The organism is Anaerofustis stercorihominis DSM 17244 (assembly GCF_000154825.1).
GTDB classification, from domain to species: Bacteria; Bacillota; Clostridia; order Eubacteriales; family Anaerofustaceae; genus Anaerofustis; species Anaerofustis stercorihominis.
In genome coordinates this window covers 23,519-43,229 of sequence record NZ_DS560019.1, presented here as the reverse complement: position 1 = coordinate 43,229, position 19,711 = coordinate 23,519, and the positions used below count along the sequence as shown (strand labels likewise).

The 19,711-nt window shown below is 43.1% G+C and carries 17 protein-coding genes; 15 read left to right on the top strand and 2 right to left on the bottom strand.

Translation table 11 applies throughout. The features are described from left to right. The first annotated feature begins 15 nt into the window (after nt 1-15). The 15 genes from ANASTE_RS04825 to ANASTE_RS12200 all read left to right on the top strand — a co-directional run bounded on the left by ANASTE_RS04825 (nt 16) and on the right by ANASTE_RS12200 (nt 15,526). Complete coding sequence (locus ANASTE_RS04825; RefSeq protein ID WP_007049848.1) at nt 16-894, top strand: LysR family transcriptional regulator; 879 nt, start codon at nt 16-18, stop codon at nt 892-894. 43 nt (nt 895-937) lie between these two features. Then, nucleotides 938-1,363 carry a C-GCAxxG-C-C family protein gene (locus tag ANASTE_RS04820; RefSeq protein ID WP_007049847.1) on the top strand — a complete coding sequence of 142 codons (426 nt, stop codon included), beginning with the start codon at nt 938-940 and terminating at the stop codon, nt 1,361-1,363. A gap of 284 nt (nt 1,364-1,647) precedes the next feature. Next, nucleotides 1,648-3,261 carry a leucine-rich repeat protein gene (locus ANASTE_RS11350; RefSeq protein ID WP_007049846.1) on the top strand — a complete coding sequence of 538 codons (1,614 nt, stop codon included), beginning with the start codon at nt 1,648-1,650 and terminating at the stop codon, nt 3,259-3,261. Next, a complete protein-coding gene (locus ANASTE_RS04810; RefSeq protein WP_007049845.1) occupies nt 3,258-3,614 on the top strand; it encodes a hypothetical protein in 357 nt (118 codons plus the stop codon). The genes ANASTE_RS11350 and ANASTE_RS04810 overlap by 4 nt, the downstream gene beginning before the upstream one ends. An 8-nt stretch (nt 3,615-3,622) precedes the next feature. After that, entirely contained in the window at nt 3,623-3,838 is a 216-nt protein-coding gene (locus ANASTE_RS12085) for a hypothetical protein (protein ID WP_198004126.1), read from the top strand. Beyond that, nucleotides 3,774-3,971 carry a DUF3847 domain-containing protein gene (locus tag ANASTE_RS04805; RefSeq protein ID WP_007049844.1) on the top strand — a complete coding sequence of 66 codons (198 nt, stop codon included), beginning with the start codon at nt 3,774-3,776 and terminating at the stop codon, nt 3,969-3,971. Before ANASTE_RS12085 ends, ANASTE_RS04805 begins: the two co-directional genes overlap by 65 nt. Before the next feature lie 383 nt (nt 3,972-4,354). Beyond that, nucleotides 4,355-6,061 (top strand): MobQ family relaxase, encoded by a 1,707-nt coding sequence (mobQ, locus tag ANASTE_RS04800; RefSeq protein WP_007049842.1) that lies wholly within the window; start codon nt 4,355-4,357, stop codon nt 6,059-6,061. A 27-nt stretch (nt 6,062-6,088) separates the two neighbouring features. Continuing rightward, nucleotides 6,089-6,736 carry a recombinase family protein gene (locus ANASTE_RS04795; protein ID WP_007049841.1) on the top strand — a complete coding sequence of 216 codons (648 nt, stop codon included), beginning with the start codon at nt 6,089-6,091 and terminating at the stop codon, nt 6,734-6,736. 280 nt (nt 6,737-7,016) lie between these two features. Beyond that, nucleotides 7,017-13,094: an InlB B-repeat-containing protein gene (locus ANASTE_RS04790; RefSeq protein ID WP_007049839.1), complete on the top strand. Its 6,078-nt coding sequence runs from the start codon at nt 7,017-7,019 to the stop codon at nt 13,092-13,094. Between the two features lie 66 nt (nt 13,095-13,160). Continuing rightward, complete coding sequence (locus ANASTE_RS04785; protein ID WP_039945138.1) at nt 13,161-13,934, top strand: class B sortase; 774 nt, start codon at nt 13,161-13,163, stop codon at nt 13,932-13,934. A 33-nt stretch (nt 13,935-13,967) separates the two neighbouring features. Then, nucleotides 13,968-14,207 (top strand): recombinase family protein, encoded by a 240-nt coding sequence (locus ANASTE_RS12220; RefSeq protein ID WP_341271234.1) that lies wholly within the window; start codon nt 13,968-13,970, stop codon nt 14,205-14,207. Between the two features lie 200 nt (nt 14,208-14,407). Continuing rightward, nucleotides 14,408-14,635 (top strand): hypothetical protein, encoded by a 228-nt coding sequence (locus tag ANASTE_RS12215; RefSeq protein WP_007049837.1) that lies wholly within the window; start codon nt 14,408-14,410, stop codon nt 14,633-14,635. Then, the gene (locus tag ANASTE_RS12210; protein ID WP_007049836.1) at nt 14,617-15,045 is read left to right on the top strand and encodes a recombinase family protein; all 429 of its coding nucleotides are present in this window, start codon (nt 14,617-14,619) and stop codon (nt 15,043-15,045) included. The genes ANASTE_RS12215 and ANASTE_RS12210 overlap by 19 nt, the downstream gene beginning before the upstream one ends. Continuing rightward, nucleotides 15,026-15,265, top strand: a complete 240-nt coding sequence (locus ANASTE_RS12205) for a hypothetical protein (protein ID WP_007049835.1) — start codon at nt 15,026-15,028, stop codon at nt 15,263-15,265. Before ANASTE_RS12210 ends, ANASTE_RS12205 begins: the two co-directional genes overlap by 20 nt. A gap of 123 nt (nt 15,266-15,388) precedes the next feature. Beyond that, the gene (locus ANASTE_RS12200; RefSeq protein WP_341271233.1) at nt 15,389-15,526 is read left to right on the top strand and encodes a DUF4368 domain-containing protein; all 138 of its coding nucleotides are present in this window, start codon (nt 15,389-15,391) and stop codon (nt 15,524-15,526) included. A 79-nt stretch (nt 15,527-15,605) separates the two neighbouring features. Here ANASTE_RS12200 and ANASTE_RS04770 read toward each other — a convergent pair whose 3' ends face one another. After that, complete coding sequence (locus ANASTE_RS04770; RefSeq protein ID WP_007049832.1) at nt 15,606-17,450, bottom strand: ABC transporter ATP-binding protein; 1,845 nt, start codon at nt 17,448-17,450, stop codon at nt 15,606-15,608. After that, on the bottom strand, nt 17,443-19,707 hold the full coding sequence (locus ANASTE_RS04765; protein WP_039945136.1) for an ABC transporter ATP-binding protein: 2,265 nt from the start codon (nt 19,705-19,707) through the stop codon (nt 17,443-17,445). Before ANASTE_RS04765 ends, ANASTE_RS04770 begins: the two co-directional genes overlap by 8 nt. Between the last annotated feature and the right edge of the window lie 4 nt (nt 19,708-19,711).

Genomic DNA, 19,711 nt, shown 5'->3' with positions numbered 1-19,711 from the left:
GGAGAATTATGTAAAATGTTAGATTTTAGAATTGATACTTTTTTGGAAGTTTGTAAATATATGAATATAACAAAAGCAGCTAAAAGTTTGAATATTACTCAGCCTGCGGCGACTCAGCATATTAAATTTTTGGAAAACAGTTATAATATCAAATTGTTTAACTATAAATCTAAAAAACTATCGTTAACAAAAGAAGGGGAAATATTCTTAAATTATATAACTACTCTTAAACATGATGATTTAAAGTTAAGGAGTGAAATATGTTTGATTGATAATAAAAATTTACAATTAAACTTCGGAACAACTCTTACTATAGGTGAATATCTCATCCCGGATAAAATAATCAAATATTTAACTGATAATTACAATGTAAATATGAAGATCCTCGTAGCGAATACAAATGAACTTTTAAATTATATTAATATGGGGAATATTGATTTTGCGATTATAGAAGGAAATTTTCCAAAAAATGAATTTGATTATATAAAGGTATCCGCTGAGAATTATATAGGAGTTTGCGGTAAAAATTGTGAATTATATAGTAAAAATTTATCTTTGGAGGATCTATTAAATCAAAGACTTATAATAAGAGAAAAAGGTTCGGGGAGCAGGGAACTGATTGAAAAATATTTGGGAAACAGAAGTATAAGCATAAATGATTTTAGTAATACGATTGAGATTAATAACATTAATACAATAAAAGAATTAGTAAAAAGTAATATTGGTATAACTTTTTTGTATGAAGCTGCTGTCAAAAAGGAACTTAAGAATAATGAACTTGTTAAATTACATATCAAGGACTTTAAAATAGAACATGATTTTAATTTGATTTGGAGAAAAAACAGCAAATACAAAAATTATTATTATAAAATATTTGAAGATTTTATAAAATAGGTATAGAATATAAAAAAGGGTAATTGAAAAGGAGTAAAAATTTATGGAAAAATCAAGAGTCGATATTGCTGTAAATAAATTTAAAAGCGGTTATAATTGTGCTCAAGCTGTAGTATGTACATATTGTGATTTGCTCGGGCTAGATGAAGAAACAGCCTTTGCTATGTCTGAAGCATTTGGGACGGGTATTGCAAGAATGCAGGAAACTTGCGGAAGTGTGTGTGGTATGATCATGTTAGCCGGACTTTTAAACAGCGATAAAAATTTAAAAGAACCCAAAACAAAAATCCAATCACTAACATTAGGAAAAGAATTAGCAGATAAGTTTAAAGAAATGAACACCACTGTAAGATGCAGAGAATTAAAAAGTGTAGGTATGGACAGACCTCCAATAAGAAGCTGTGACGGATGTGTTCATGACAGTGCTGAAATAATAGAAAAGTATTTATTAAAAAAATATTTTGAATAATAAGAAGTCCTTTAATAAGGACTTTTTTTATTGTAAAAAAGAAAGGAACGGGGAAATAAAAGTCAAAAGTAAAAAAAGGTAATAGGCAGAATAGGTGAAAGATAAGTTAAAAAGAAATAGAAAATCAGATAAAATAAGTTAAAAAGGAGTGGAAAAGAAGTTAAAAAAGAGTCAAAAAAGATACAAAAAAGAAGTAAAAAAATAAATAACCCTATTATTCGTACAAGAAGTATTTAGTAGGATAGTAGAATATTAAAGTAGTATGAAATAAGGGGAAGTGTGAGATGAAGAGATCTGTAAGACTATTTTGTATTATATTTTCAGCGGTAGTATTATTATCTTTTCAAGGTGCAAAGGTAAAAGCATCGAACGGAGAGTATACATATAAAGAACTTCAGGACGGTAATATTGAAATAGAAAGTTATACGGGAAGTGAGAAGGAAGTGGTCATTCCCGATGAGATAGATGGTAAGAAGGTTGTAAGCCTCGGGGAATATTCTTTTTGCTGGTTGGATATAGAAAAAATAACGTTGAATGAAAGTCTTGTGAAAATATCAAGATATACATTTACATCTCTGCCAAATTTAAAAGAAGTAATATTCAATAAAAATTTAAAAGAAATAGGCGAAAATGCTTTTGTTAATTGTAGGGGGCTGACCTCTGTAAATATACCTCAGGGGGTAAAAAGGATAGGTGAAAGTGCTTTTTCCAAATGTACTTCTCTTGAAAATGTAAATCTGTCCTGCTCTATAAGCACTATAGAAAAATATACTTTTGCAGGGTGTGTATCTTTAAGGAATATAACGATGTCGGATGATATAACATCCATAGGAGACTACGTTTTTGATGGATGTAAGGAACTTGAAAGTATATGCCTTCCTGATAATCTGAAAACTATAGGCGAAAGCTGTTTCAGCGGATGCCGTTCTTTGAAGAGCATTACAATACCGAGAGGTGTTACGAGTATAGGTGAAAATGCACTGAAGGGTGTGGCAGATGATTTTAAGATATATAATAATTCTGTTGTGGAAATAACCGATCATATATATCCTAAGGAGGATCAGAGTGATAAATATGTTTCTTTGACGCTAAAGTATAATGACGGCGGAAGTGTGGAATTAAGGTGCGGAAGTGATATAATAAAGGAAGCGGCATCGGTAAAAGTCGGAAGTAAAGTAAAATTAAATATAAACAGTGATGTTGGTAACATATATAAAGTAACTGTAAACGGAGTACACCTTGAAAAACCTTATGAGTTTACCTTAGGTAATGTGGATTATAACGTAGAAGTAGAGTTTAAGAAATGTACATCTCATAATTATTCAAGTAATAATATCATTTATGAGAAAGCGACTTGTACGTCAATAGGGACTGTGACTAAGAAGTGTATATATTGTTCCTTACCTGTTGCCGAAAAGCTCCGTGAGTTCAAGGGCATCAATATGCTCTGCGATATTGGCAACGGCACGATGAATGTCATGTATATCAACGAGTGCCGCCCTCTTGCGAAAAAGTGCTTTACCGAAAAATACGGCACCAATCAGTGTATGCTTGCCGTGCGTGAAAATCTGATGAAGCAGTTTGGCGTATCGGTGGATGAAACCGTCCTTGAGCGTGTTATCCGTCACGGCACAGCAGACATCAGCCAGCGTTATCTGACCACCATCCGTGATACCGCAACCGAATATGCGGAGGGCATCTTCCGCAGATTGCGTGAGCATGAATACGATTCCGAACTGATGCGCCTGTATGTGGTAGGCGGCGGAAGCTGTATTCTCAAAAACTTCGGCAGCTATGACAAAGACCGTGTGATTATCAACGATGATATTTGCGCTACCGCAAAGGGCTATGAGCTGCTTGCTGGGCAGAAGCAGAGCAGAAAAGGCGGCATCGTATGAAGCAGATCTACACGACCACACTACGCTTAAATCTTGCGGATGAAGATGACCGCCGGGCCTACGAGCATTTACAGCAGATGAACAAAAAGCAGTATCGCTCGTACAGCAAGGCGATTGTTACTGCCATCAACGACTATTTTGAACGGCAGGAACGGCTTGAAAATGACCCGTATCTGGAAACCCGTGAAAAAGAGGATGCTTTTCTTCGGCGTGTGACAGAAGCCATTGAACAGGGCTTGCGGTTTGCACCCGTCGGTATGCTGACCGTCATGCCGCCTGCCGCCGTTGAAGCTCTGTCTGCCGAGGATGACGAGAATATTTCGGCGGCATTGGACTTCGCTGACAGCTTCTGATATTACTTTTGCCCTCGTTTGGTATTACTGCGATACCAAACGGGGGCATTTTTGCTACTACAACGATTTTCGGAAAAAGCGTAATACCAAACAAACGGACATTTGGTATCACGCTGCTATCAAATAACCCTATTTTTACTACCAACAAGAGGATTTTCTATGACTACAGACGAGAAGAAATTACTGCAAGCCAAGCACCGATTGGAGGAAACCGAAATGCGTGACCGGCAGAAAGAGCGAAAAGCTCGGACACGACGGCTGATCCAGGAGGGAGCGATACTGGAAAAGGTCTTTCCGAGCGTTGTTTCCTTAAATCTTGACGAATTGGAGGACTTTCTATGCGGACTAAGACGATAAACTTACGACGAGGGGCGTTCGGGCAATCGAGCGTCCCGTTTCTTTTATCCCGAAGGGCGCACTTACTCACCACCTGTAAAGCAGGCGGTGGTATCCTTCCCGATGGTCGGACCGTGCGCTCTTCCCGAAGCGTCCGCCGGACACTTCTCCAGAGGGGGCAGGCAATGTCGCAAGCGAACATCGCCTGTGCAGACGGCTCTTTATTTTGCTCTGTCAGCAAAACGATGTGGCGGCATATTGCCGCCCCATCCCGCCGTCTGCCTGCGAAAACCTGCCACTGGCAGATTTATCTCAGTTATGGGTGTGCCGAATAACACGACACACCCATTTTCTCTTTAAAAAGAGAAACAGAAAAAATAAAAATGAAAGGACGATGAAAACGAATGGCTATTTATCACTTGGAAGCAAAGGTTATCAGCCGAGGTGCAGGACGATCCGCTGTTGCAGCTTCTGCATATCTGAGCTGCTCCAACATTTTAAATGACTACGATGGAGTACGGCACGATTACACTCGAAAGAAAGGGCTTGTCTGGCGGGAGGTGTTCCTGCCGGAGTACGCACTGCAGGAATGGCAGGACAGGGCCGTTTTATGGAACGCTGTTGAAGAAAATGAGAAAACCAAGGACAGCCGACTTGCCCGTGAGTTTGTTCCGACTCTGCCTGTGGAGTTGACGAAAGAACAATGGCAGGAGCTTCTATCCGATTTTATTCAAGCCAGCTTTGTTGCAGACGGAATGTGTGCGGATGTGGCCATTCACGATCCTGACCCGCCCGGTCATAATCCCCATGCCCACATCATGCTGACCGTGCGCCCATTGGACGAAAACGGCAGATGGCAATACAAGACTGAGAAAGAATATCTTTGCATAAAGAATGGTGAGGAACGGGGCTTTACCGCCGCCGAGTTCAAGGCGGCGCAGACGGACGGATGGGAGAAACAATATCAGTACAAGGTAGGCAGGAAAAAAGTGTATATGACACCCTCCGAAGCTGAGAAGCATGGATATGAGCGTGTCAACAAATATCCCAAAAGCACCAAGTTCGGCAGGCAAAATCCTATCTCCGAACGTTGGAACAGTGAGGAACAGCTTGTGGCGTGGCGTAAGGCATGGGCTGATGTGACCAACCGCTATTTGGAGCGATACGGTCACGATGAATGCATCGACCACCGAAGCCACGCCGAGCGAGGTTTGGACGAACAGCCAACGATTCACGAAGGTGTGGTTGCCCGTGCTTTGGAGCGGAAAGGCATTGTTTCTGACAGATGTGAACTCAACCGTCAAATCAAGGCTGACAATGCTCTGCTGCGTGAACTGAAAGCGGCGGTCAAAAAGCTGATGCAGGCAGTTAAGAACACAGTACCCGCCATCGCAGATGCAATGGAAAAGCTGCGTGGGAATATGATTATTTTCAAGTATCAGCTATTGCACATCGGAAGCGGCAAGCAGGCAATCAACAAATCCTTGAAAATGTATCGGGAGGATATGGCGGAGTACACCGCCCTTGCGGATAAAATCAAGGCGAAATCCAAAGAGCACAAAACGCTGTTGACTGAGAAAAAAGCTATGCCTGTCATTCATGTGCTAAAACACAGGGAACTTTCCAGCCGCATAGCAGAGCTGACTGAGGATTTGGAAGAACTGCGGACAGAAAAGGCAATGCTGCTCCGTCGGCTTCAATACCCTGAGAACGCTACTGCCGATATGCTCCGAAGGGAAATCCGCACTTTTGAGGACGGTCTGAAAAAGCTGGAAGCCAGCGAAACCAAGTACGCTACCGAGCTTGACAGCGCCTTAAAGCAGTATGCCGAGCTGCAAGAACAGGCGGCAGAGTTTGACCCGATAGAACTTCACGATGCACGGCTGACTATTCGCTCCGAACAGGAACGCCGAGCAACACAGAGAGTACAGGAAGCCTACGGAGATAAATATGATATACTCCGTATGTATGACAGCAAGCGTAGTATAGCAAATCTGCTGAATGAGAGTGCTGATGAGCGGTCTTTGACGGAACGATTGCGAGCAAAGCAGAGAGAACAAAAACAACACCAAACGAAGAGAAAGCCCAAACATCCCGAACAGGAACGGTAAAACGCCGTTCCTGTTTTTCTTTTTATAATGATTTTGAAAAATGGAGGAAACAAAGATATGAATATTTACGGATATGTAAGGGTATCCAGCACTGATCAGAATGAAGAACGGCAGATGATTGCCCTGCGGGAGACAGAGGTGCCTGCGAAAAATATTTTCATGGACAAGCAGTCCGGCAAGGATTTTGACCGTCCCAATTATAAGAAGCTGGTAAAAAAGTTAAAAGCCGGGGATTTGCTGTATATTTTAAGCATTGACCGACTGGGACGTAATTATGAGGAAATTCAGAAACAATGGCGTATTCTCACGAAGGAAATCGGTATCGATATTTGTGTGTTGGATATGCCGCTTTTGGATACTCGAAACGGTAAAGACCTGATGGGAACTTTTATTGCTGATCTTGTGCTGCAAATCCTATCCTTTGTAGCGCAGAATGAGCGTGAAAACATTAAGAAACGGCAGGCTGAGGGAATCGCCGCAGCAAAAGCAAGAGGGGTGAAATTCGGCAGACCTGAAAAGGAAGTTCCAGAAGATTTTGGAAAAATCGTCCACGCCTGGGAACAAAAAAGACTTCCTTTTGAAGAAGTCCTTAATCAATGCAATATGAGCGAAGCTACGTTTTACCGCAGATTGCGGGAATACAGGCTTCTCAAAGGCGAGAAAATGAAAGGATAACAGTAATAAAGCTGTCAAAGGGTGTACTTTTTGACAACCTTTCTCATTTTCAAATCATACAACAAAACAGCCTGAAATTCAAGAGCATTTGAGGATTTTGAGTGTGTATCAGAGGAGTTTTTCTTGCCCCTGAAGTGCAGGAATTCTGTCGGAGGGCTATTGTCAAAAGGTACACCTTTTGATTATAGCTCTAATGCAAAACACAACATTCATTTTTTAGCTTTTGGTCTCTTTTATCGTGAGATAGTTTGTATTTATAGGGAGAGTGAGGATTATATCAATGAAATCACATAAACACAGGCCTTATTTTTGGTGCAGAGCTGTCAGTGTGGCACTTTGTGTTGTGCTGCTCAGCGCAAATATGATGGAAGTATCGGCGGCCGAGGAACTTATGCGGGATGAGCCGCTCATTGAAGAAGAAAGACAGAGTGCGGAGAGTGTCTCTCCGGGTGCTGATGCCACGGAGGGGCTGTTAGAGTCATCCAATGTGGATGGGCAGGAGGAAACGGATACCTTGCCCAATATTGAAGAACAGCCGGAAACAGTCGGAGCAGAAATGTGCAAACACCATATGGAGCATGATGAGACATGCGGCTATACAGAGGGGAACCCCGTGTGCAGCTTTATCTGCCCCATCTGTCCCGTGGAAGAGCAGATCGACGCCGTCCTTGCTCTGCTGGAGAAGACAGAGGAGTTGGACGAAGAAGGTATGCTTAGCCTTTCAGAGCAGGCCATTGCCGCCAAACAGGCATACGAACGCATGGCGAGGGAAGAACAGACCCAGATCGACGCAGACAAGATCGACAAGCTTTTAGCGTTTGTGGAGACCCTGAATGTTCAGACGCTGGAAGATGGCGATAGCGCTGTCGACGGAATGAAGATTGCCACCGCCGAGATCCGGGCGGAGGGAGTGAACAATCAGGCTTTGTCAGATGGAGGTTCCTTCTCCATTGACTTTTCCAAGCAGTTTACCCTGCACATTGAGGTGGAAAGCAAGTTGAATCTGGCGAACAAAAAGGTGAAGATCACCGTGCCGGATGGGCTGACCGTGGTGGAATATCCGATTCCTGAGCGGGGCGGTATGGCGGAGAGCGTAACGCCTGAAAGCATTGACGAGCTGCATAGTAAGAATAACTACGGCGGATACTGTCCTACTAATGGCACCATCACCTATTCCCTCAAAAATACGGCGGAAAAGAACAGCTTTAATATCGTTCTGGCTCCGGACACCACCCTGTGGAACAGAAGGTCGGAGCAGAAACTTGAGGATTCTTCGTTCAAAATCGAAGTCTACACAGACGATCAAACATATCAGACAATCTCCGTAACTCCTAAGATTACGGGCAAATACAATGATACGCCTGGTGACGACAGAGCCATCCAGACCGGTCCCAGACTGTCCCGGGTTGGTGTGAAGACCGGCGTGCCCACGGCGGCGAGCCAGCCCTTTGCCCTGCGGCAAATCTGGATAAACCCGGACAAGGACTACATCGATATGCCCCAGTTCTTTAAGAAGCTGGAGATCACCATTGCCCTGCCATACTACACAAAAAATGGCAGCAATATTTATGCGGAATTCGACCATGTCACCTATGACCCTGCGGGACAGTCCACCAGGCCCAACCTGCTGGATCCGGAAAATCACAAGGATGCGGACGGCGGCTATAAGGACGGCTTTAACTTCAAGAAGACGCAAAACGATATCGATCATACCGTCACACTGACATGGGAAAACTTGTATCTGGAGTATGGCCAGGACTACTTTACGCCCTACTTTAAGTGGACGTCTGATTGTGACGTCACAACTACAAATGCCGTCAAGTGGGGCAGCGATTCGATTCTCAACACCGGTAAGACAGCCCCCGGATGCTACGAGGGGAAGACGCCCACTACCAGCGTTGCCTCCGCAGTGGGCGGAACGATCACCTGGCAGGATGACAGTGCATGGTATCTCTATAATGGTGACTGCACGACATTCAGCTTCACGGTCCAAGCAGGAGAGAGCATGAGTGTGACGGGAAAAGCCAACAATCAGCCAATCTATAATAATTACGCAGGCGATTCCGATATTATCTATTATCTGGGACAGTTCCATGTGGTCAACCAGGGCGGCGATAAGAGCGCTGCAAAGACGGTGGAATTCACCTACGCAAACAATGATAAAATCGGCGTCACCGCCCAGAAGATTCCTGCAACCACGGGCAATACTGTGGAAGTCTGGTATACGACGACAAAGAACCCAAGCGAGCAAAAGTATAGCGGCCCCCTCACCAGCAGCGGCGGCTTTGTCACCTTTACCGCTAATATGGCAAACCTTGTCGAGGGCGAGTATTTCACCAAGATCAAGGCCAACGTAGGCAGCTATGAGAAGGATTACGTGGGCTATGTGTCCTCTCGTGACCAGGATCCCACATCGGGATACGCCACCACCTTCGGCAAGCTGCTGACCGCAGACGAGGCTACGTATTCCAACTTTGCTTCCATGAAAATGTACGATACCGGTTCAGATGATAGCACGGCCAAATCGGGCAACTATACCGTAAAGGTCACAAACACAAGGGGCGAGATCCCTCTGGCCATGGAGCAAGCGTATAAAGAAGGAACTTTGGAGCGAGTGCCTGTCCTGAGCAAGACCTCCGCAACAGCGGGAGACACCATTACCTTCAATGGTCTGCTCAGCTCCTCCGCTTATCCCTATTCCTCCAACAATATTACAACGGATCAGGAAATCTATATCCGTCTGCCGGAAAAAATCACGGTCACAAACCTCAAGCTGTACCAAGAGGTTGGAAGGAAGGCGGATAAGGTATTCCTGCTCGATGCGGTCACGGAGACGGTACGGGGTCCCACAAGAACAGAAATACCCGACACCGCATACAAGTTTGGGGAAGTGACTTCTGCCGCAGCTGCGGCGGACGACACCACCGCAACCGGTTACAAGCTGTACAAGATTACATTCACGGACAAAGATAACCCCGTAAAAGTCGGCTGGTTCGGCCCGGAACTGGGGCAGTATCAGGTTGGGATTTCCTTTGATATGGAGATCGCCAAGGATGCCGACGCTATGACCCTCGATATGAGAGACTGCGTACGGTTCAAGAGCGCATCACTGACCTCAACATCAAACAATGGTACCTTGGCACAATATCAGGTTATGGATGAGGGGGTGCGGTACAGCACCTTCAATGTCAACGCAAAGGGTACTAAGCTATCTGTAGTGGCGGCAAGGCTTGGCTTGACCTTCACTTTCGGCGCAAGAATAACGGAAAAGGGTTCTACGGCTGAGTTCGATACGGCGAAGTATTCCAACTTTGAGGTTGACAAGAACACGGTCTATCTGAAGGACGCAAATCACGTGGTGGACATGCTGTTCACCCTGAAGAATGAAACCGGGCGGGAGTTTTCCGAGGAGGACGCCCATGCCTTCTATTACTTTATTCCGGTGCCTGAGAAAGACGACTTGTGGGATAGCCATATGCAGGAGCAGGCATTTGAATTTGATATGAGTCTGACCCGTGCGCCGGAGCTTCAGGGAACCTCTGCGGAGCACATCCTGGTCACCTACGCCACGGAGATCGATTCCAATGCGCAGGCGGGTGAAGAGAAGCATTACACCAATACGGCTAACTACAAGACAGAGAAAGAGTTGTTAGATGGGTGTGCTACCGATGAAGAAAAGGCTGCGAGGTGGAAAAAAGTCAAAATGATCCGCATTGCGGCGAAACCTGGTATTGATTCAATCCCAAAAAACGCCGAACTGAAAGTCAACATGCGTTTGGAGCCGATGTTTGATGAGAACGCGGATTTGGTGGGCAGTGAGATCAACTTCGGACCATGTGGGGTATCTCCCTACTCCGTGGGCAATACGCTGAATCAGGGTCACAACCCTCTGCCCCGCATTCAGGTGGAGTTCCAGACGGGCATCATTGGCGGTGAGTTTTTTATCGATAAAAACTTTAACGGCACATATGACAAAGGCACGGATGAACTTTACACAGGCAGTGTTACGGTAGAAGCGAACCATAGCAACGGCAATGAAAACTGTACGGAGGGGGATGCTGCGCATAAGACAACTGCCTCAGATGGAAAATTTAAATTCACAGGCCGCCGGGCGGACACCTACCATGTGACTGTCACCAACCCGGGCAGCACCGACGCCAACGGCAAAAATCCGCTGAAATTCTCCCTGCCGGAAAGCGGAGGAAAGTTCTCGTTGGATGCGGGAGAGAACACCGCCACGGCCAGCGTTGTTCTGGATATGAACAAGAAGCCCAATGACATCGAGGATGCAGGATCCCTTCTGATCGGCTTCCAGCAGCCTCATACGGTGACGTTCAGCGTGCCAAATGGGCAGGGCGGAACTACAACCAAGGTGTGGCACGGGGACAAACTGGGGGACGTGATCCCAACAGTCAACGCCGATAAAGGCTATCGCTTCACCGGAAACTGGACGGTCGGAGCCAACACATATACCGCCGACCAACTCAAGGAAGTAGCAATTTCCAGTGACGTGACCGTTAAAGCGGAAGTAAAACAGCTCTATTCCCTCACCTATGACCTCAACGGAGGCAGCGGGGCAGCGGCTCCGGCGACCACCTGGTATATTCAGGGAGAGAAGGTCAGCCCGGATTATACCGGCACGGGAAATCTGAAAAAGGGCGAAAAGACGATTTTTGTCGGCTGGAGTAAAACGCAGATCGAGAAGGCGCTTCCGGAAGACGCGGCGCAGGCGGACATCGACAAGATTATCTCGCATGATGAGCACATCATGCCCGCCCAAAATGTTACGCTTTATGCCGTCTACGCGGTGGACGGCAACGGCAACGGCAACCCGGATTACAATGATGATGCCGTCCATGTCCGTTACCACGGCAACAACGGCGACTATACGGACATTCTCTGCCCCCACCACCATGTGGTAGGCGCAACGGCGCAGCTCTCCACCAGCGGTACGGTTTCCGGCAAGAGCTTGAGCCATGATCAACCGGCATCTGCTGCCAGCGGCGAGGTAACCTCCCATACCTTTACCTTCACCGATAAAACCACAGGCAACGCCCACATCTTCATCGGCTGGAGCACATCGCCGATTCTGGACAAAGTGATCAAAACCAAGGCGGATTATGACGGATTGGCGAACAGTATTGTGACAGAAGTAACGATGGAAAAGGCGAAGGTTGACGGCAGAAACGCCGACACAGACGGCAACACCAATGTTTATGCTGTCTGGGCGGCTGACAGAAACGGGAATAAAACGGCGGACTATCTGGAAGAGTATACGCTGACCTACAATAACAATGCCCAGCAGGGCGGTACTGTCAGCACTGTACCTACGGATAACCACATTTATATCCCTGGAGACAAGGCAGAGCTAAGCGAAGATATACCTACCCACGACAATGTGGACGGCAAGAAGGTTGTCTTTGTCGGCTGGACTGAAGCGCAGACGAATTCAATTTTCAGCCGCGCGGACACAGCACCGGTAATGGTCACCGAGGTCACCTTCGGCAGTGCCAACAAGACGGTTTACGCCGCATGGGGTTATGATGAGAATGACAACGGAACAGCCGATGTGCTGGAGACCTATACCCTCACCTATGACCTCAATGGCGGCAACGAAGCTGCACCGGCGAAGGTATCGGGCATTGCAAAGAACACCGAGGTCGAATTGACAGAGGAGAAGGGATTTACAAGAAATCCTAATGAAATCTTTGTGGGATGGAGTGTGACAAAGCATGATGCCGCACTCACGGCTCAGGATAAACAGGAGGATGTGGAGAAATTCCTGATTACCGGAGCGACGTATCGGATCATAACGGCGGATGTGACCCTCTACGCCGTGTGGGCGATTGACAGCAATGGCGACGGAACGCCGGACTATCAGACCACCTATACCGTGACCTATGAACTGAATGGCGGAAAAGCTGTCGACGGCGAGACCTACGATGAGGAGAACGTGAAGCCAGGTGAGACGATTACGGTCAAGGCGGCACCAACCCGGAATGGTTATACCTTTGACGGCTGGTACGACGGGACAGAAACCCATCAGCCAGGAGATAATGTGATCATTCTGGATGCGGATCTGAAGCTGACGGCTCAGTGGAAGAAAGACCTCAATCCAACGAATCCGACCGATCCAACGAATCCGACGAAGCCGACCGAGCCGACTGATCCAACGAGGCCGACCGATCCAACAACCTCGAGCAAGCCGGATAAGTCGAACGATAATACCCCTCAAACAGGGGATGAGACAAATCTGGCATTGTGGCTGGTACTTTTAGGAATTTCTGGCATGGGTGCAATGATTACATTGCTGAGTAGTAAACGCAAATATAGAGGAAAATACAGTAAGAAAAAGTGAAGATGGCGGCGAGGCGGGGTATGAAAGACACCTGTCTCGCCGCTTTTCTTGTGAAAGGGAAGCGCCATGAAAAGAAAAAACAAACTGCGTTCTATATTGCTCCTTGTGTTCAGTGTCTTGTTCTTCGTCTCCGCATATATGGTCTATGGGATCATATCGCTGGCTCACCGAGAGCAGGATAACTTTGAACGGCTAGAAGAAACGATAAAGCAGCCCTCCGCGGCTTCTGATCCGGTACAGCCGCAGGAGCCTTCGGAAACTGACGCTGCCTCCTCCCCTTACGCAGCTTTGAAAGAGCAAAACCCGGACTTCTTTGGTTGGATTTCCATAGAAGGAACCGAGCTGAATTACCCAGTGATGCACACGCCAAAGGATGAGGAATATTATCTGCGCCGGGACTTTAACGGTGAGGATTCGCAAAGTGGAGTTCCCTTTCTGTCGGCCTCCTGCTATGAGGGCTGTGGGAACTATCTCATTTATGGCCATAACATGAAAAACGGCTCCATGTTTGCCACGCTCCTCGCCTATGCCGACCGCGATTTTGGGGGGCAGCATCCATCAATCCGATTTGATACGCTTTCTGACAGTGGCGAATATGAAGTCATAGCCGCTTTCTATTCAGAGGTGTATTCACAAGATGCCAGCAATGTCTTCCGATTCTATCAATATACGGATTTGTGTGATCCTGATATTTTTACAGAATATATGGAGCAGGTACAAGAGGCCGCTCTGTATGATACCGGAATCAATGCAAAACATGGAGATTCTCTTTTGACCTTATCAACCTGCAGCTATCACACAAAAAATGGGCGGTTTGTAGTGGTTGCCCGAGGGATGTAACCACCGTATTTTAGATGAAAACACCCTTGACAAATCGCATCTCAAAAGTTAATATTACAGAAGTACGCTGATGATAATGGATTCCTTAACACAAAATTTTTGGTTGACGATGGTGTGAGTGGTACTATCTTCGATAGATCGGACTTTAAACGTATGATTGCAAAAATGGACGCAGATCTTATTGGAACAATCATTGTAAAGGACATGAGCCGTCTTGGGAGAGACTACCTCTTGGGCGAGACTACCTTAAGGTTGGTTACTATACCGAGATAGCCTTCCCGGAAGCAGAAGTTAGATTTATTGCAATTAATAATGGTGTTGACAGTAATAATCAGCAGGAAAGTGACCTCACACCATTCATCAACATTTTCAATGAATTTTATGCCAAGGATACAAGCAAGAAAATCCGAGCAGTGTTTAAAGCTAAGGGCGAATCAGGAAATCCATTATGTACCAATTAACCATATGGATATATGAAAGCCCCTGATGATAAGAATCATTGGATTATTGATGAACCTGATGCAGAAGTCGTAAAGGAAATATTCCATCTTTGCATGCAAGGGAATGGACCAACACAGATAGACAATATTTTAAGGGAACGTCAGGTATTGACACCAGTCGATTACGCTAAGACAAAAGGATTACCCCTTGCAGCCAGAAAGGATTCAGATGATCCATATGATTGGAAGGATTCTACATAGTACATATTCTTGAAAAACAAGAATACATTGGAAATACTGTAAATTTCAAAACCTACAGAAAGTCCTATAAGCTGAAGAAGCAAATTAAGAATAACCCTTCTGAATGGCAGATATTTGAGGGTACACAGGAAGCTATCATTGATAAGGAAGTATTTGATGTAGTTCAGAAAATCCGTGATTCCAGAAGACGCAGAACTCCAATGGGAGAAATGCCTATTCTATCTGGAATGGTTTATTGTGCAGACTGCGGAGCCAAACTATATCAAGTAAGGTCTAAGGGTTGGAAACATGATAAGAAACATATGGTATGTGCCACCTATCGTAAGAAAGGAAAGCACATCTGTACATCCCATCAGATACGCAATGTAGTTATTGAGGAACTTCTGCTAGATGATTTACAGCTTTGCTAGAGAACATGAAGATGAATTCTTACAGATGGTTACCAAGTCCAAAGCACGAGAATTAGACCGTGACCTTCGTGAAAGCAAGAAAGAATATGAACAGTCACAGGCTCGTATCACAAAGCTGGATATCATCATTCAAAGGCTTTATGATTATAACATTAATGGGAAAATCAGTGATGAACGATTTATGAAAATGACTGCTACTTACGAAAGTGAACAGAAGTAGCTTTCGGAAAGGAGCATTGAACTGAAATTCTTCCTATCAAGGGCTAAGGAAGAAAGTTTCAATGCACAGTAATTCTTATCATTAGTAAAGAAATATGCAGAAATCACAGAATTGAATGCATAGATTATACGAGAGTTCGTTGATAGTATAATCGTATTAAAAGCAGAAAAAGTAAATGGTCGCAGGCAACAAAGAATCCAAATCGTCTATAAATGCATTGAAGCAGTTGAAATGCCTGCAAACAAAGGAAAAACGGCATAGCTGGATTTCTCCGAAACTATGCCGAATTTTTTAAAGGATAAAAATCCCTTACTTGCACCCTCAAATGAGGTCCTTTTTATTATTCTTCAAACTGAGAATTATATAGATTTGCATAGAAACCATTTTCTTCAATAAGTGAATCGTGTGTTCCTTGTTCTACAATGTTACCGTCTTTCATAACTAGGATCAAATCTGCATCTTTAATGGTAGATAATCTATGAGCTATAATAAAACTTGTTCTGCCCTGTACTAATGTATCCATAGCTTTTACGATTAATTTTTCAGTTCTTGTATCAACGGAACTTGTTGCTTCATCCAAAATCAATATCTTAGGATCTGCAAGAAGTGCTCTTGCAATAGTTAAAAGCTGTTTCTGACCGCTTGAGATATTGCTCGATTCTTCATTTAATATCATTTGATATCCGTCTACATTCGTCTTGATAAAGTGATCCACATGTGCCGCAATTGCTGCCTGTTCAACTTCTTCATCTGTGGCATTTAGGTTGCCGTATCTGATATTGTTCATTACGGTATCATTATATAGCCATGTATCCTGTAAAACCATACCAAACATTTGTCGTAAATCTCTACGTTTATAATCATTTATGTCTATTCCATCGATTTTGATCTTACCGCTGTTTATATCATAAAATCTCATAAGAAGTTTTACTATGGTAGTTTTACCCGCTCCCGTAGGACCGACTATTGCTATTTTTTGTCCCGGTTCGATTTTAGAAGAAAAATGTTTGATTATAGGTTTATCTTTTTCATAACCGAAACATACATCTTCAAATTCTACAGAACCTTTAACTTTATCTACATCTACCGTAACAGGATCGTCTGTTGTTTCTTTTTCATCTTCTTCATCCAAGAATTCGAAAACTCTTTCTGCTGATGCAGCAGTTTGCTGTAAGATATTTGATACGTTTGCCAGCTGAGTTATCGGCTGTGTAAAGTTTCTTACATATTGTATGAATGCTTGTATATCACCGACCGTTACCTGTCCTCTTGTTGCTCTGTAACCTCCTATGATACATATAACTACATATCCAAGGTTGCTTATAAAGTTCATTATAGGCTGCATCATTCCCGATAGGAATTGAGATTTCCAAGCAGAATTATATAATGTTTCATTGTATTCGTTGAATTCTTCAATAGATTTATTTTCTCTGTTGAAAGCTTTAACGATTATATGTCCGGAATACATTTCTTCAATATGCCCGTTTACATGTCCCAAATATTCCTGTTGACTTCTGAAATACCTTTGTGAAAAATGAACGACTATCATGATACATATTATTGATACCGGTATTATCAGTATAGCTACCAATGTCATCGTTAAATCTATGGTTGCCATCATGTATAATATACCTATTACAGTAGTTATACTGGTGATTATTTGCGTTAAGCCCTGATTTAAGTTTTGGTTTATGGTATCTATATCGTTTGTTATCCTTGATAATACTTCACCATGCGTTTGCTTATCATAATACTTAAGCGGAAGTTTATTTATTTTATGGGAAATATCTTTTCTTAGTCTGTAAGTTAAATCCGTGGTAACTCCTGTCATAATAAAACTTTGTAAATATGAGAAAAGTGCGGATATTAAATACAGTATCACTAATGTGATAAGGATCTTTCCTATATAAGTAAAGTCGATTCCCGTTGCTGTTCCTGCGATCTTACCCATAACGCCTTCAAATATCTTAGTCGTTGCTTTACCTAAGATCTTAGGTCCGACGATACTGAATACCGTAGATACGACCGCAAATATAAATACTATAAATATACTGAGTTTCTTTGAACCTAAATATTTGAGAAGAGTTTTTATTGTTCCTTTGAAGTCTTTGGCTTTTTCTCCGCCTCTCATCATAGCGGGACCTCTGCCCATAGGACCTCTTCTGGGTCTGTTTTCATTACTCATTGTCTCTAACCTCCTCTTCTGATAATTGAGATAAGGCTATTTCTTTGTATACATCACAGTTTTCCATAAGCTCTTTATGTGTTCCTATTCCTGCAATTTCGCCTTCGTCCAGTACAATGATTTTTTCTGCGTGTATTATTGTACTGATCCTCTGCGCTACTATAATCATGGTAGCATCAGATAATTCCTTATTTAATGCTGAACGAAGATTTTTATCCGTCTTAAAGTCAAGGGCGGAAAAACTGTCGTCAAATATATATATTTCGGCATTTTTTATAATAGCTCTTGCAATTGACAGTCTTTGTCTTTGTCCTCCCGAAACATTCGTGCCTCCTGAAGATATCTCTGTTTCAAATCCGTCAGGTTTTTCATTGATGAATTCACTTGCCTGCGCAATATCGCATGCTCTCTTCATTTCTTCTTCGGTTGCATCCTGTTTACCGTATTGGAGGTTAGACTTTATCGTACCTTTGAATAATATACCCTGCTGAGGGATATATCCGATTTTGTTTCTTAAATGTTCTTGATTTATATCTTTTACATTTACTCCGTCTATCAGTATCTCACCTTTGCTTGCTTCAAAAAGTCTCGGTATCAACTGTATCAGTGTGGATTTACCGCTTCCCGTAGAACCTACGATTGCAGTCGTCTCACCTTTGTTAGCGGTAAAGTTTATATGATGAAGGACATATTCGCTAGCACCCGGATAAGCGAAAGATACATCATTGAACTCTACAACGCCTTTTTTATATTCATCAAAATCTTTTTCTTCTTTAGGGTCTTTTAGTTCCACTTCCGTTTCCAATACTTCGTTGATTCTGTTTGCGGATACACTTGCTCTCGGAACCATTATAAACATCATGGAAATCATCAAGAATGACATGATTATTTGCATTGCATATTGTATGAATGCCATCATATCTCCGACTTGGAGTGCGCTTGCTTCTATTTGATTTGCTCCTACCCATACTATTAATAATTGAACGAGGTTCATAACTATCATCATGAAAGGAAATAGGAACATCATAAATCTGTTTACAAATAAATTGGTTTTGGTAAGGCTTTTGTTTGTTTCATCAAATCTTTCTTCTTCAAAATCCTCAGTTCCGAAGGCTCTTATAACCATTAATCCCGATAGGTTTTCCCTTGCGACCAAGTTTAGCTTATCCGTTAGTTTTTGAACTATTTTAAATCTTGGCAAAACTACTGAAAAAGCTATCATCATAAATCCTAAAATAAGGATGACCGCAAGTAATATTATCCAGCTCATGGAAGCACTGAACTCAAGTGCTTTGAATATTGCTATGGCTCCCATGATAGGTGCAAAACAAATCATTCTCATTCCCATAGTTACGAGCATTTGCACTTGGTTGATGTCATTCGTCGTCCTTGTAATTAAAGACGAAACAGCAAATTTATTAAATTCCGCATTTGAAAAGCTTTCTACTTTTCCGAATACATCTTTTCTAAGTGATTTTGCAACTCCGGCACCTGCTCTTGAAGCAAGGAAGCCGACGCATATCGCACATACCGCTGATAATAAAGCTATAAGAAGCATTTTAGCTCCTATATTGAATATATATGAGGACTGAACATTTTCAAGGTTTAAACCGACAGCTTTATATTCGGTTTTTATAAAAGTTCCCGCAACTTGGCTTATGCTCGTTTCAGGTATCTTATCAAGGCTTGTATAAATCTTATCCTTGAATTCGTTCAAACTCTTTTCGGGCATGCTCTTTATCATTGTAAAAGCATCCGGTTTAGCTGATGTCATACCCTGCATTTGTTTCATTTTATCACCGTCGGTATCCAAGCTGAATAAGTTTTGGTCTTTTATCTTTTCAGGATTATCAATAGAACTTACTATTATTTCACTTTTGCCCACTGCGGCATCAAGTTTTTCTATTAAATCCTTATCGGCGTTATCCTTTAAAACATATACATTTTCTTTTTTTAGGACTGGATAATCTTCTTTGTATTCATTGTAATCAGAACTTTTCTTAGTTACTTTTGTGTAAAGTTTATCTAAGTCTTTCTGGTCTTTTTCATCCAAGAAGAATTTTACTTTTTCATATTCGTCTTCTCTTATTACGTTTGGGATATTGTTTTCTATCCCTCCGTTTTGTATACCATAGTTTACTATCTTTGACATGTAATCGGGAAGTGATAATTCACAGTTTGCCTGAACAAGTAAGAAACATATGGTAAATATGATCGAGAAAATAAATGGTTTTAAGTATTTTCTTAATTTTATCATATTA

Bases quoted from the DNA above. Each gene is read 5' to 3' on its own strand.
- ANASTE_RS04825 (WP_007049848.1), top strand. From the start codon at position 16: ATGTTAGATTTTAGAATTGATACTTTTTTGGAAGTTTGTAAATATATG.
- ANASTE_RS04770 (WP_007049832.1), bottom strand. From the start codon at position 17,450: ATGAGTAATGAAAACAGACCCAGAAGAGGTCCTATGGGCAGAGGTCCC.
- ANASTE_RS04795 (WP_007049841.1), top strand. From the start codon at position 6,089: ATGATTTTGAAAAATGGAGGAAACAAAGATATGAATATTTACGGATAT.
- ANASTE_RS12215 (WP_007049837.1), top strand. From the start codon at position 14,408: ATGAAAGCCCCTGATGATAAGAATCATTGGATTATTGATGAACCTGAT.
- ANASTE_RS04810 (WP_007049845.1), top strand. From the start codon at position 3,258: ATGAAGCAGATCTACACGACCACACTACGCTTAAATCTTGCGGATGAA.
- ANASTE_RS11350 (WP_007049846.1), top strand. From the start codon at position 1,648: ATGAAGAGATCTGTAAGACTATTTTGTATTATATTTTCAGCGGTAGTA.
- ANASTE_RS04805 (WP_007049844.1), top strand. From the start codon at position 3,774: ATGACTACAGACGAGAAGAAATTACTGCAAGCCAAGCACCGATTGGAG.
- ANASTE_RS04820 (WP_007049847.1), top strand. From the start codon at position 938: ATGGAAAAATCAAGAGTCGATATTGCTGTAAATAAATTTAAAAGCGGT.
- ANASTE_RS04785 (WP_039945138.1), top strand. From the start codon at position 13,161: ATGAAAAGAAAAAACAAACTGCGTTCTATATTGCTCCTTGTGTTCAGT.
- ANASTE_RS04765 (WP_039945136.1), bottom strand. From the start codon at position 19,707: ATGATAAAATTAAGAAAATACTTAAAACCATTTATTTTCTCGATCATA.
- ANASTE_RS04790 (WP_007049839.1), top strand. From the start codon at position 7,017: ATGAAATCACATAAACACAGGCCTTATTTTTGGTGCAGAGCTGTCAGT.
- ANASTE_RS12205 (WP_007049835.1), top strand. From the start codon at position 15,026: ATGATTTACAGCTTTGCTAGAGAACATGAAGATGAATTCTTACAGATG.
- mobQ (WP_007049842.1), top strand. From the start codon at position 4,355: ATGGCTATTTATCACTTGGAAGCAAAGGTTATCAGCCGAGGTGCAGGA.